The sequence below is a fragment of the Synergistaceae bacterium genome (genome assembly GCA_031267575.1).
Classification (GTDB): domain Bacteria; phylum Synergistota; class Synergistia; order Synergistales; family Aminobacteriaceae; genus JAIRYN01.
On sequence record JAIRYN010000015.1, the window covers coordinates 1 to 13174 of the forward strand.

11 protein-coding genes and 2 rRNA genes are annotated in these 13174 nt (G+C 51.2%); 7 read left to right on the forward strand and 6 right to left on the reverse strand.

Translation table 11 applies throughout. The features are described from left to right. From LBJ36_01895 to LBJ36_01915, 5 genes are all read left to right on the forward strand, one after another. On the forward strand, positions 1 to 232 hold a 232-nt coding region (locus LBJ36_01895), incomplete at its 5' end, for a hypothetical protein (GenBank protein ID MDR1377792.1). 427 nt (positions 233 to 659) lie between these two features. Continuing rightward, positions 660 to 2486, forward strand: coding sequence for a CBS domain-containing protein (locus tag LBJ36_01900; GenBank protein MDR1377793.1), 1827 nt, complete (start codon positions 660 to 662; stop codon positions 2484 to 2486). Positions 2487 to 2524: 38 nt separating this feature from the next. Further along, positions 2525 to 3163 carry a site-2 protease family protein gene (locus LBJ36_01905; GenBank protein MDR1377794.1) on the forward strand — a complete coding sequence of 213 codons (639 nt, stop codon included), beginning with the start codon at positions 2525 to 2527 and terminating at the stop codon, positions 3161 to 3163. A gap of 127 nt (positions 3164 to 3290) precedes the next feature. After that, complete coding sequence (gene surE, locus LBJ36_01910; GenBank protein ID MDR1377795.1) at positions 3291 to 4088, forward strand: 5'/3'-nucleotidase SurE; 798 nt, start codon at positions 3291 to 3293, stop codon at positions 4086 to 4088. A 133-nt stretch (positions 4089 to 4221) separates the two neighbouring features. After that, positions 4222 to 5460, forward strand: a complete 1239-nt coding sequence (locus LBJ36_01915) for an argininosuccinate synthase (GenBank protein ID MDR1377796.1) — start codon at positions 4222 to 4224, stop codon at positions 5458 to 5460. 41 nt (positions 5461 to 5501) lie between these two features. Here LBJ36_01915 and LBJ36_01920 read toward each other — a convergent pair whose 3' ends face one another. Continuing rightward, on the reverse strand, positions 5502 to 5726 hold the full coding sequence (locus LBJ36_01920; protein ID MDR1377797.1) for a hypothetical protein: 225 nt from the start codon (positions 5724 to 5726) through the stop codon (positions 5502 to 5504). Between the two features lie 100 nt (positions 5727 to 5826). On the opposite strand from LBJ36_01920, the gene LBJ36_01925 reads away from it, so the two are divergent. Both LBJ36_01925 and LBJ36_01930 read left to right on the forward strand, forming a co-directional pair. After that, positions 5827 to 6396, forward strand: a complete 570-nt coding sequence (locus LBJ36_01925) for a LemA family protein (GenBank protein ID MDR1377798.1) — start codon at positions 5827 to 5829, stop codon at positions 6394 to 6396. A 13-nt stretch (positions 6397 to 6409) separates the two neighbouring features. Further along, positions 6410 to 7375, forward strand: coding sequence for a M48 family metallopeptidase (locus LBJ36_01930; protein MDR1377799.1), 966 nt, complete (start codon positions 6410 to 6412; stop codon positions 7373 to 7375). A gap of 252 nt (positions 7376 to 7627) precedes the next feature. Here LBJ36_01930 and LBJ36_01935 read toward each other — a convergent pair whose 3' ends face one another. The 5 genes from LBJ36_01935 to LBJ36_01955 form a co-directional block, all read right to left on the reverse strand. Continuing rightward, a complete protein-coding gene (locus LBJ36_01935) occupies positions 7628 to 8599 on the reverse strand; it encodes a TRAP transporter substrate-binding protein (GenBank protein MDR1377800.1) in 972 nt (323 codons plus the stop codon). 343 nt (positions 8600 to 8942) lie between these two features. Further along, positions 8943 to 11117, reverse strand: a complete 2175-nt coding sequence (locus LBJ36_01940) for a methyl-accepting chemotaxis protein (GenBank protein MDR1377801.1) — start codon at positions 11115 to 11117, stop codon at positions 8943 to 8945. Between the two features lie 185 nt (positions 11118 to 11302). Continuing rightward, positions 11303 to 11539, reverse strand: a complete 237-nt coding sequence (locus LBJ36_01945; GenBank protein MDR1377802.1) for a LysR family transcriptional regulator — start codon at positions 11537 to 11539, stop codon at positions 11303 to 11305. Positions 11540 to 11878: 339 nt separating this feature from the next. After that, positions 11879 to 11994, reverse strand: a 5S ribosomal RNA gene (rrf, locus tag LBJ36_01950). 149 nt (positions 11995 to 12143) lie between these two features. Then, a 23S ribosomal RNA gene (locus LBJ36_01955) occupies positions 12144 to 13174 on the reverse strand; the annotation flags it as partial.

Below are 13174 nucleotides of genomic sequence, written 5' to 3' on the forward strand. Positions count from 1 at the left end.
CTGGCAATCCCTAAAGCTCGAAGAACCACAGCGTAGAGATGAAAGAAGCTCAGGCGCGAAGGTGACGAAAGTAGAAAAAATCTTCGAGATGGCGCACGAGGCAACTCTAAACGCTTTAGCAATGGGTCTTCAGCAGCGAAGCTCCGAACAAGGAGAACGTTCAACGACTATCCCGGAAGGGAGTAGGGATAAGCGTCCCGAAAAGGTAAGCTCTTTGCTTATAGATTTATGAATTTATAGATTTATAAATTTGCAGAGATGAAGATATAGTCTGCGCTCATACGAAAGTATGAGGAGTTCATGAGTGAAAACTCTGAGAACCGGAGAAGTGTAGCGAACTTCTTTGAACACGCAAAAGATAAAGTGGTTCTGATGTTTTAGTGAAACTTGATAATTCGGACATCACCTTGATATAATCGAATATTATGGGGTTTCGGTGTGCCTGAATTTAAGCCTGTGGAGAGTCATATAAGCCTTTATCTTAGGCAAAGAGAGATTCCATGAAACAGGAAATCTAATCTGCGAAGATTAAATACTAAAGCCTAGGAATTATAACGTCTTTTGCATCGGATTACTACGACTCCAACGTAACTGTAGCAGCGGTAAAGTGTGGGAAGAAAACCTGCTTAATAATTCGCAGCTCGCCCAACGTCCTGAACGTGAAAGAATTTCTCACACCTTACGGCGGTAGTGGACACCTTCAGGCTGGATCGGCGGCACTGACGAACCAGGATCCTAGAGAGCTTTTAAAAGAACTAGAAGCCAAGTTGCCTGCTTTCATCATGCCCTTTGATACGGTAGAGAGCGTGATGACTTTTCCTGTGATGGCTGTTTCCCCTGACGCCAGGGTGAGTGAGGCTTACCGTGCCATGTTGCGCTTCGGTTATCAGGCCTTGCCCGTGGCCTTGGATGGAGAGGTCTTGGGGATGATGACGCGCAAAGATCTGGACAAAGCCCATCTTCACGGATTCGACCGCGCCTTAGTCCGAGACTTTATGACCGAAGGCATTATTTCCGTGACGGCAGAGGCCTCCGTCAATGAGGCTCATCGCCTGATGGCCACCTACGGTTTCGAGCGACTGCCCGTTCTACAACAGGGACGCCTGGTGGGACTCATGACGCGAGCCGACTTGGTGCGAGCGCTGTATCAGACATACCGAGTCCGGGGCGAGAAGGAGACAAAAAAGGGCTTTTTATGGATGGAAGACATCAGAAGTCTTTTGGAGGTGTCTTTTCCGTCAGAGATGTTGAGTCTCCTCCGCCGCATCGGAGAAAAAACCCAGAAAATGGATATGAAAGCCTACATCGTGGGTGGCGCGGTCCGGGATATTCTGAAGGGCGAGCGCAATGTGGACCTGGATATCTCTGTGGAGGGAGACGCGGAAGTCCTTGCCCGAAGTTGGAGCGAGGAAGGTTGTCGTGTCACCATTCATGGACGTTACAAGACGGGCACTATCGTTTTTCCTGGGGGGTACAAGGTGGACATCGCCACGGCGCGGCGCGAATTTTACGAGTACGCGGCCGCCATGCCGGAGGTCAGCGGCGACTCCCTGAAACAGGACCTGGCCCGGCGAGATTTTACTGTCAACTCCATGGCCGTTTCTCTGAGTAAGGCAGACTGGGGTACTCTCATCGACTTTTATGGAGGTCGCCGAGACTTGAAAGAGGGGCTTTTGCGCGTGCTTCACAACCTGAGTTTTGTGGAGGACCCTTCGCGCATTCTGAGGGGTATCCGCCTGGAGCAGCGCTTGGACATGAAATTTGAAGACAATGCCCTGCGTCTCCTAAACAGCGCAGTGAAAGGCGGGCTGCTGGAGAAATTGTCCAGTTCTCGCCTGCGGACGGAGGTAGAACTCAACTGCAAGGACCGCCAGCCTCGGAAAATAGCGGAGCGAATGCAGGAGTTGAAGATCTGGGACGCCCTTTTTCCGGGGCTTCGCTTTGGCCCCTCCAACGCCAAAAAAATGCGATATTTGCAAAAATTTTTGTATCACCTAAAAAAAGAAAATTTAAGTGTTTTCAAAGGGATGGAATGGTTGACCTATATAGCGGCAATTTTGTCGGAATCTTCCCTTTCGGTTCGCTCCTCCACTATGGATCGACTGAACTTCACGCCTCAGGAACGGAAGATCTTAATGAACTGTTTTACGTCTCCGCTACCAGTGGAACAATTTTTCAACACGAAAAAAAACTTCAAGAACTCCGAGATTTTTCTTTTTTTGAAGGACTACGATCCGGTTCCACTTCTGTACTGTATGGCAACGTTAAAAAAGATCCCTGTACGGCGCTGGCTTCACCGCCACCTGTTCGTCCTGACCCCTTTAAAAGGAGAACTGAAGGGGGGCGATTTACTGGAAATGGGCTACAAAGCCGGTCCTTGGCTAGGAGGAGTGCTAGAGGGAGTCCGACTAGAGCGTATGGACGGAAGGATCAAAAACCGGGACGATGAACTGCTATACTTACTGGAAATGACACGACGCATTTGACGACAAGAAAAGGAAATACCGAAAGGAATGATCTGGATATGGGTTTTCCCGGCATTGATCTCTATTCTCTTTTAATCAACCTCCCGGCTGTGATATGGGCAATCAGCTTTCACGAGTTCTGCCACGGTTATGTGGCTTATCTGCTGGGCGACCCGACGGCCCATCATCAAGGGCGCCTGACGTTGAACCCCCTGGCCCATTTCGACCTGGTGGGAACCCTGATGCTTTTGTTTTTCCACTTCGGCTGGGCAAAGCCCGTTCCCATCAATACACGCTATTTCAGGAATCCGAGAAGGGATATCCTCTTGGTCTCCCTGGCCGGTGTGGCGGGAAACCTTCTGACTGCCGTGGTGTGTACGCTGTTTTTGCGCTTTTTGGGCGGTCCTTGGATGACGAGGACAGGGCTTCAGGTCGTCTTCATGATGATTTACACCAATCTGGGGTTAGCGGCCTTCAACCTTATTCCCATCCCACCCCTGGACGGTTCCAAAGTTCTTTACTCCTTCCTGCCCTTCCACCTCTTGAAACACTATTACTGGCTCGAACGTTATGGAATTTTCATCCTCTGGGCCCTGGTCCTGACTCGTGCCATCAACGTGATCGTCGGTCCTCTGTTTTCTTTTTTCGCGAGCCTTCTGCCCTTTGGCGATTACTCCTTTCTCTATCGATTTCTATAGCGCGATTTCTATAACGCCGTTTTTCCGGCTTCATCTTGTGATCTTTATGCCGCGATTTTTCTGGATTGGTTTTTTGATTTTTTGAATTGATTTTATAAAATATAAAATTTGAAAGGACTTTCTAAAGATGAATTTACTGCTTTCTAACGACGACGGCGTTCACGCGCCGGGCATTATCGCTTTGGCCAATCGATTGGCCGAGTTGGGGCATACCGTGACGGTTGTCGCTCCTGATCGAGAGCGTAGCGGGGTAGGCCACGCCCTCACCACCACCTCCCTGCATCTCAAAAGCGGACCCTTCCCAAGCTACGATGATCGCGTGAAGACCTTCAAGTGTAACGGGACCCCCGCGGATTGCGTCATGCTGGGGGTGGAAATTGTGGTTCCAGAGGCGGAATTGGTTCTTTCGGGAATCAACGACGGCCCCAACATGGGGAACGACGTTTTTTACTCCGGCACGGTGGCGGCGGCACGAGAGGGTCATTTTGAAAACCGCTGGGCTCTGGCAGCGTCGCTAGTCTCAAAAAGGAACGAGACGTTACATTACAAAACCGCCGTTTACGCGGTCGAAACCCTGCTTGCCAACCTAAACATCCTCTTCGAGGGGGAAAAACACCCCTCGCTCCTGAACGTGAACATTCCGAACGTGCCCCTTGTGGAGCTTCGCGGCTTCAAAATGGCCTCCGCCGGATGTCGCCGTTACCGTGATCGCATTCAGACGGCCGAAACGCCCTGGGGACGAACCTATTGGATACAGGGTATTCCCTACGGAGAGGAGCCGGAGAACAGCGACGTGAGGGTGGTAGCCGAAGGTTTCGTTGCCCTAACCTACCTTCACTACGACACCACAGACTACAGCCTCAATGCTCGTATCGACGAAAATGCCCTGAAGAAAATTCACGAAAAGAATTTACAAAGGGAATAAAACTTAAGTAAATTTCTCACGCGTTAGTTGACAATTGTTCATAAATTACTATAATAAATTTTATTGAAGAGTTTTGTATGAGCCGAAGCCACCAAGCCGAAGGCTCTAATTTTTGTCGGAAGGACGTTTTAATATGGTAAGCGCGAACAAAAAGGGCAAAGTTGTCCTTGCGTACAGCGGAGGGTTGGATACATCCGTGGCAGTGGTCTGGCTTTCGGAGCAGGGTTACGATGTCGTCACCATGACGGCGGATGTGGGGCAAAAAGTCATCGACTTGGAGGCGGCGAAAAGTAAGGCATTACACAGCGGAGCGGTAAAAGCCTACATTTTCGACCTGAAGAAAACCTTCATAGAAAACTTCGTTTGGCCCTCCCTCAAAGCCAACGGCATGTATCAAGGAACGTATCCCCTAACGTCGGCCCTGTCTCGTCCGCTGATCGCCAAGACCTTGGTTGACATCGCTAACAAAGAAGGCGCTGTAGCGGTGGCTCACGGTTGTACGGGTAAGGGGCAGGATCAGGTGCGCATAGAGGTTTGCGCCAACGCGCTGAACCCCAAGCTGGAAGTATTGGCGCCGGTTCGTGATTGGCACTTCAGCCGAGAGGCGGAAATGCAATACGCCATCGACCACGGCATTCCCGTGAAGGCGACGGCGGCCTCGCCTTATAGCATCGATGAAAACCTCTGGGGACGTTCTATTGAGTGCGGCCTCTTGGAGGATCCTTGGAACGAGCCGCCAGAGGACGCCTACGAGGTGACCCAGAATCCTCTGACCGCGCCGGAAACTCCCGACTATGTGGAGATTACATTTGAAAAGGGTTTACCCGTGGCGTTGAACGGTGAGAAGCTGGAAGGTGTGAAGTTGGTCCTTATGCTGAACGAGCTAGCCGGGAAGCACGGGGTTGGCCGAGTGGACATGGTGGAGGACCGGCTGGTGGGTTTCAAGAGCCGCGAGGTTTATGAGTGTCCTGCCCCCATCGTTTTACTCACCGCTCACCGAGCCCTTGAGACGATGGTTCTGGATAAGCGCGTCCTGGCCACGAAAAAAGAGCTGGAGATCAAGTTCGGAGAGCTAACTTATGAGGGATACTGGTACTCGCCTCTTAAAAACTGCATTGACGCTTTTGTCAACGAGACTCAGCAGTACGTCAATGGCACAGTCAAGGTGCGGCTCCATAAGGGTATGGCCGTAGTACGCGGGATGAAAGCGGGTAGGAGCATTTATAAGCACGATTTGGCCACTTACTCCGAGGGTGACGCCTTTGACCACTCCGCCGCCGTTGGCTTCATCAAGATCTGGGGCCTCCCCATCAAGACCTGGACCTCCACTTTCCCCTCTCAGGACAAAACCGAGTTGCCGATTGAGGTGTGATCACCGAAATTAGAGAAAGCACAAGGTAACCGTTCAAACCCTTAATAAAGACGCACTCTTAATAAAGACGCACGGCCGTGCGTCTTTATTGTTGTTGCTATTCTCGTTGCCTTTGTTGTTGCTACTGTCGCCATCACAACAACAATCACCGCAACGATTACTGAAATCCATTTTATGCCCCTCTGAGCTTGAACAATTACGTCAACTTTTTCAACAACTTTTTCAACAACTCTTTCAACAACTCTTTCAATCACATGATCGCCCACATGATCGCCCACATAATCGCCGTCGGCTGCGCACTGGAGTAAAATTACTCCGAGGCTTTTTTAATTAACGCCGAGAAAATTGAGTGGGAGGTTGTCTGATATGATGGGAGTATGGATTGCGCTGGGTATAGCGGCGCTTATAGTGATTTACGTCATCGGCGTTTACAATGGTCTGGTCGTCGCGCGCAACCGTGTTGACGAGGCTTTGAGTGATATCGACACTCTTTTGAAGCGCCGCTACGACCTAATTCCGAATTTAGTAGAGACCGTCAAAGGTTACGCGAAACACGAAAGTGAGACGCTGGAGCGAGTCATTCAGGCGCGAAATTCGGCGATCTCGGCTCAAGGAGGCGGCCTGACCGACAGGGCATCGAAAGAAAACGAGCTTTCGGGCGCTTTGAAGAGCATCTTCGCTCTGTCCGAGGCTTATCCAGATTTGAAAGCCAACCAGAACTTCATGGAACTCCAGGGCGAACTCGCGAGCACGGAGAATAAACTACAGGCAAGCCGCCGCTTCTACAACTCGATGGTTCTGTCTTACAACAACAAGATACAGATGTTCCCGAACTCGATCATCGCCGCGAGGTTCGTGTTTACCCGGCGCGACTTTTTCGAACTCGACGCCGCGGAGGCCGAAGCCGCGAAGAAAGCGCCTCAGATAAAATTCTAGGAGCTGAAACATTATGATGGTCTATGATCACATCGATTTGAACCGGAGGCGCACGGTGCTTATTTTGGCGTTCTTTCCGGTCGCTCTTTTGATTTGTACCGGCTGCGTTTGCGCGTTGCTGGTGAAGTTCGAGCTTTTGGGGCCGATTCGGAGCGCCCAGTTTTGGCCGGAAATATTGCACTTGATCCTGGTCTCGTTCCCCTGGCTAACCGGCACGGCGTTCCTGTGGATATTCTTTTCCTACATGATGGGAGAGAACATCATCCTCAATGCGGCCGGAGCACAGGAGGTGACTCGCGACGACAATCCGAAACTGTACGATAGGGTTGAGAATGTGGCCATTATGGCGGGATTGCCCACGCCCAAAATATATATGATCGACGACGAGTCGCTCAACGCGTTCGCCACCGGCCGCGCGCCGAACACGGCGACCGTGGCGCTCACCACGGGAATCACGACGAAATTAAAACCCGAAGAGCTGGAGGCCGTGATCGCCCATGAAATGGGTCACATAGGTAATCGGGACACGCGGCTGATGATCATCGTCGTTACGGGCATAGCCATGTTCACATTTCTAGCTGAAATAGCCTTCAGGATCGCGCTGAGAAGCGACAGAAGCCGATCAAAAGACGGGGAGCGGGAGCAGGGCAGGCTGGTTTTTTTGGTCGTCGCTCTGGCCCTTTGGATATTTGGAGTATTTGTGGCTCCGTTGATCCGAATGGCTCTCTCGCGTAACCGTGAGTTTTTAGCCGACGCCACATCCGCCCGGATCACTCATAACCCCGACGCATTGGCCGATGCTCTCGAAGCCATATCCCAAGACCCGAGAGTGGAGGTGCTGGACTCCCGCCCGCTGATGGGGGCGTTGTGCGTCGCCAATCCATTGTCCCAAAGCGGCCTGTTATCCGATCTTTATGCCTCGCATCCCCCGATAGAGGAGAGAGTGGACCGCCTGCGCAAAATGGCGCGAGATCTGTAAAGAGTCCGTCCCTGCGGAAAAAATTCTGAATTTTGTCCATGTCGAAATCGTTGGAGGATGTCGAGCAGCGCATCGACGGGCTTTATTAACAAGGGCTTCATTAACAAGCGAAAGAGGCACCGAACATTTATTTGACGCCTCTTTCGCTTGTTTTTTAATTTTCTAGTTTTCTGGTTTTCTAGTTTTCTAGTTGTTCCAAGAACGAACGGCGAGAACCTAACGGCGCCATCGCGTTCTCTACTTCCTAACTTCCTACTTTGTGTTCAGGATGGACTGGATGAGGTCTTTTCCGTACTCCGGCTCGTATTTCTCGTAGATGCTTTTGACCGCGTCTCTGAAGGGAGAAAGATCGGGCTCGGAGACCTGCATTCCTGTATCCTTCAATACTTGAAGCCACTCGGCCTCCATGTCGTTGTCGATGTCTCTATTGTATTTCGCCGCTTCGATTGCGCTCTCGGACACGACCTTCTGCTGTTCGGGCGTGAGTTCGTTCCATATTTTCATGCTCATGAGGATCACGTTGGGAGCATAGGCGTGACGGGTAAGCGAAAGATATTTGTTCGATTCGTCGATGTTATAAGCCACGATGGCGTTCAGCGGATTTTCTTGTCCGTCGATGGTCCCTTGTCGCAGAGCCGCCACAGCTTCCGACCATGCCATCGGAATGGCGTTCGCTCCCAGCGTCGTGAACGATTCGACATAGATCGGATTCTGCATGACGCGAATCTTCAAACCTTTGATGTCCTCCGGTTTCTCCACGGGGCGGACACTATTGGTCAGATTACGGAACCCTCGCTCTCCGTAGGCAAGCCCCTTCCAACCCAATTTTTCCATTGCCTTGAAAAAGTCTGCTCCTACAGGGCCATCCAGGACTTTATACGCGTGTGCCGGGGTCGAAAAAAGGAATGGCAGGTCCAAAACTCCGAAACTTGGAAGAAAGTTGACCACTGGCCCCCCGGTGGTAATGCACATGTCCACCGCGTTCCTGTTGAGGCTCTCCAGCAGTTTGTGTTCGTCGCCGAGGTCCGTGTTCGGATAGATCGTTACCGTGATTTCCCCATTCGAGCGCGCCTCCACCAGTTCCTCGAACTTCAGTGCCACCTCGTGGTAGATGTCTCTCTCGTCCAAGGCGTGGCCAAACTTCAGCTCAACCGCAGCCTCTCCAACCCCCATCGCCGCGAAAAGAAACAAAAACGTTACTATCACACCTAAAAATTTCTTCATATAACACACCTCCGTATATTATTTGCTCGGTTCGTTGAAACGCGACGCAACCGCAGGATACGCCCTCTCAGAATATGTTCTTCAAGAACATGCCACAGCATAACGTGTTTTTCGCTTGAGTTATAGATCATTATACATTAAAATAAATCCCTTTTTATCTGCCTGCTGACCATCGCTAGAAAATGGAAGTGAAGACGGCTTCAGTGGCAAGATTGGAAACTGTTTCGCGCAGCATCCGTTGCCAGGCAAGACGAGTATGAGTTTTGAACTCCCCTTGATACCGAGGTAGAAGCGAGGTAGAAGCTTAGAAGCGCAAGCTTCTACCTCGGTATTGTCTACAGCTCTATTTACCCAATTTTTTCAGATTTTTTAGAGCTTTGGGCACGGAGTCGTTTTGGGCTTTCTGAGTGTTGTGGAGCACAAAGTAGGAAAGAACTTCGACCAAGGTTTGGGCGTGTTGGGTCATGGCCTCGGATTGTTCTGCCACGTCTTGGGCGGCCTGGGCCGTTTCGTCCGTTGCCCGGCGAATGTTGGAAACAGTCTCCACCGTCTGCATCGTGGATTTAGTCGCGCCGTCGATGGCCGTCGCCACTTCCTTGCTGGAAGCCGCCTGCTCCTCCGCCACGGCGGCGATGTTTTGGATGGATTCGTTGGCCTTGTTCATATTCTGAAGAGCCCCGTTCAACTCCGTCTGCGCCCGCTCCGCTTGAGCGAGAGTCTCCACCAGCAGCCGACCCGCTTCGGCGGTGCCCTCAATGCTCTCCTGGGCGCTGCTCTGAAGCTCCGCGATAATCCCGTTGACGTTTTGAGCCGCCCGGGCCGATTCCTCCGCCAGCTTGCGCACCTCCTCGGCTACTACGGCAAACCCTCGCCCCACCTCGCCGGCCCGCGCCGCTTCAATGGCCGCGTTCAGGGCCAAGAGGTTCGTCTGATCCGCGATGCCGGTGATGACGGAGACAAAACTGCTGACGTTTTTGACGGAGGCTACCAACTGCCGCGTTTTGTTTTCGCTCTCCTGGGCGTTGGTGGTTACGTTGTGCATCCCCGCGATGACGTCGTTCACCGTTTGAATGGCTTTATTGGAAGCGTTGGTGGTCTGAGAAATAAACGCTGCGCTGTCCGTCGCCGATTGAGCCACGGTATCGGCTCCAGAACTCATTTCCTCGACGCCCGCGTTGCATTGCTCAAGCGCGGCGCCATTATTTTCGCTCAAAGTGGAGACGTGGTCGACAGAAGCCTTGACTTCTTCCATAAGGGCGTTCGTCTCCTCGGAAATGGTCGACAAGTTCTTGGCGCTGCTGGAAAGGTTACTCATCACGTCCACGACCCGCTGCATACTTTTTTCCTGGTTGCCGATCATGTTGGAGATGGCGTACGCCAAGTGGGCCAACTCATCCTTGCCCTCGTATTGAAACTCCTTCTGCTGGATGGTCAAGTCACCCTCTCCAGCGCGTTTGGCGAGAGCGACAATGATATTCAGGGGCTTGGAGATGCTGCGGGAAATGAGAAGCGCGATCACGATTCCTAAAATGACGGATACCACCGCGCAGACGAACAAAGTCGTAATGGCGTTGTTAATATCGGCGACGCTTCTCGACGAGATGACCGACACTTGATCCCGAGCGAGGTTGGAGGCGTTAGAACTTTCAGTGTTGAGGAGTTGTTCCAGAGGAGCGCTGATGCGTTGTTGTTGTTCGAAATCTACGTGGGCCTGCACATAGTCTTGTAGGTTGGACTCGTAACTTTGGATGTCCTGGCTCATCTGATCCAGAAGACGTTTTGCCTCGGTATCCACGGAGATGAGTTGCAGTTCGTCGATGTCCTTTTCCAAAACCGGAATTAGCTTGAAGGTTTCGCTCATCAGGCGGGTATCGTTGGCAGCTATCGCTCTCTGTATCTCAAGGCGCATGGTCTGAATCTCGACCAAAATGTGTGTGCTTTTCTGAAGGCGGTTGAGTCGTCCCACGATAGTTCGTCCCACGATGCTGTTCGTGTTCATGCTCGTCACCGAGTTCTCAACAGTTTTCATGTAAGCGGACATTATTTCGTTAGCGCTTTCGTAAATCGCGTTTCCTTTCTCCACCGCGTTGAGGTAGAATTCCTTCTTTCTCTGAAGATCGATCAACATTTTATCGACGACGTCCACGAAATTCTTGTAGGGTTCAACGAACGTATCCTGAACGTACCGCGGAATTTGGAGCGTCGAATCGGTCTTGCCCCAAGCCAAGAGGGCGTCGATGTTTTTCTGAACAAACGGCTCTTTTTCCTTCACATTCACAAAGGTCGCTTCCGTAACCTCGGACTGCGCCCGGCGTACGGAAAGCAAGTACTCGTATAAGTTCCGTTCCATCGTCGTTGTCTCCTGCATGACGACGACGACGACCCGCGCCAGTTTCTCGCTGCCCTGTCTGACGGCGGCAATGTTTCTCCACGTCACGGCAACGGTCGCTATAAACACCAACAGAAGCAACCCGAATCCCAACAGCAACTTGAAACTGATTTTGAAATTTCTCCACATTATTGCCATCCTCCTCAATGTCTTTAAAAATCGCCATAATTATTCACGTTTAGAGGGACGAAGCCCGTTGGCAAAGAATCTAAGCGATCGGACCGAAGGTTTAGCATTTGCTTCGCTCGTTGGTCGGCTGCTCATCGTTTTTTCGTTGAGGGGTTTCGGGGAGCAGACAGCCGATTTTGGGATATCTAGAAATTTTTCCGGTTTGGTGAACAAATCGACATTGGATAGGCGTACGCCAAAAGCTCTTTTCCCTCCTGGGTGATGGTCATGCCCCTTTTCGAGCGCAAAAGTAGAATGATTCCCAACTCCATCTCCAAATTTTTCACAAGTATGCTGATGTTGAGCTGAATGATATTGGGTTGAGTGATGAACAGTTGTTTTGCCGCCTCGCTGAAAGAGCCGCACTGTTTGCACTGTTCTATGGTGATGATAATCGAAGCTGTTGCAAAGTCATCCTCGCCCCTTCTCCCGTCATAAATTTTTCTTATGGTTCACGGTAAAAATATACAGTATCCGCGTTGATTTTAAAAGCGAGATAATGATCTATCAATAAAATCCATCGGTTTTGTCCGGTATAATTGCAGGAGGTGGGAATTTGGGAAAAAATTGTTTTTTTTAACCCGTTCCGTATATGTCGGAAATGAGAAAACTTGGATTTAGCAATCCGCTGGTTATGATCTGCGATCACAACCAGCGCTGAAAAGCACTGAAAAGCAAAAGAGAGGGAAGCGAACGCTTCCCTCTCTTTTGCTTTTCTAGCTTTCTGGCAGAGACCTACTCTTCCGTATGTACCCCATACAGTACCATCGGCGCGGTCGAGCTTAACTTCCGGGTTCGGCATGGATCCGGGTGTGACCTCGACGCTACTTCCACCAGAAAATCTATTTCCTGGATTAAAGCTCAGGGAGGCAGAGCTCACTGATAAAACAACCAAAAGCAGCCTCCACTGAAACTCCAGCTTTCTTTAATACCCCATACACTTACTTTATTCTCTCTCTCAAAAAAACAGAATACAACCACAACATGGAGAAAAAAGCCTCGATGTATTAGTACCGGTCAGCTCAACGCCTCTCAACGCTTACACCCCCGGCCTATCTATCCGGTCGTCTGCCGGACATCTTACTTCCTTTACGGAATAAGGTATCTCATCTTGAAGTTGGCTTCCCACTTAGATGCTTTCAGCGGTTATCCTTTCCGAACATAGCTACCCGGCTTATGCGGCTGGCGCCACAACCGGTTCACCAGCGGTTCGTCCATTCCGGTCCTCTCGTACTAGGAACAGCTCTCCTCAAATACCTTACGCCCATGGTGGATAGGGACCGAACTGTCTCACGACGTTCTAAACCCAGCTCACGTACCGCTTTAATGGGCGAACAGACCAACCCTTGGGACCTGCTTCAGCCCCAGGATGCGATGAGCCGACATCGAGGTGCCAAACCACGCCGTCGATAGGAACTCTCGGGCGAGATCAGCCTGTTATCCCCAGGGTAGCTTTTATCCGTTGAGCGATGGCCCTTCCATTCGGCACCACCGGATCACTAGCACCAACTTTCGTTCCTGTTCGACTCGTCCGTCTCACAGTCAAGCCACCTTATACGCTTACGCTCTCTTCGCGCGATTTCCATTCGCGCCGAGGTGACCTTTGCGCGCCTCCGTTACTCTTTGGGAGGCGACCGCCCCAGTCAAACTGCCCGCCTGGCAATGTCCCGCTTTGTGTTTCAACAATCGCGGTTAGAATTCCATCATATAAAGGGTGGTATCCCAACGTCGGCTCCTCCGATACCAAAGTCTCGGACTCTATGCCTCCCACCTATCCTGTGCATTACATGACAAAATCCAATACCAAGTTACAGTAAAGCTCCATGGGGTCTTTCCGTCCCACCACAGGTACCTGGCGTCTTTACCAGGACCACAATTTCACCGGGCTTACCGTCGAGACAGCGCACAGATCGTTACACCATTCGTGCAGGTCGGAACTTACCCGACAAGGAATTTCGCTACCTTAGGACCGTTATAGTTACGGCCGCCGTTTACTGGGGCTTCATCTCAAAGCTTCG

What these genes read in the sequence shown, in the direction of transcription:
- LBJ36_01905 (MDR1377794.1), top strand. Translation starts at nt 2,525, where the DNA reads ATGGGTTTTCCCGGCATTGATCTCTATTCTCTTTTAATCAACCTCCCG.
- surE (MDR1377795.1), top strand. Translation starts at nt 3,291, where the DNA reads ATGAATTTACTGCTTTCTAACGACGACGGCGTTCACGCGCCGGGCATT.
- LBJ36_01915 (MDR1377796.1), top strand. Translation starts at nt 4,222, where the DNA reads ATGGTAAGCGCGAACAAAAAGGGCAAAGTTGTCCTTGCGTACAGCGGA.
- LBJ36_01925 (MDR1377798.1), top strand. Translation starts at nt 5,827, where the DNA reads ATGATGGGAGTATGGATTGCGCTGGGTATAGCGGCGCTTATAGTGATT.
- LBJ36_01930 (MDR1377799.1), top strand. Translation starts at nt 6,410, where the DNA reads ATGATGGTCTATGATCACATCGATTTGAACCGGAGGCGCACGGTGCTT.
- LBJ36_01935 (MDR1377800.1), bottom strand. Translation starts at nt 8,599, where the DNA reads ATGAAGAAATTTTTAGGTGTGATAGTAACGTTTTTGTTTCTTTTCGCG.
- LBJ36_01940 (MDR1377801.1), bottom strand. Translation starts at nt 11,117, where the DNA reads ATGTGGAGAAATTTCAAAATCAGTTTCAAGTTGCTGTTGGGATTCGGG.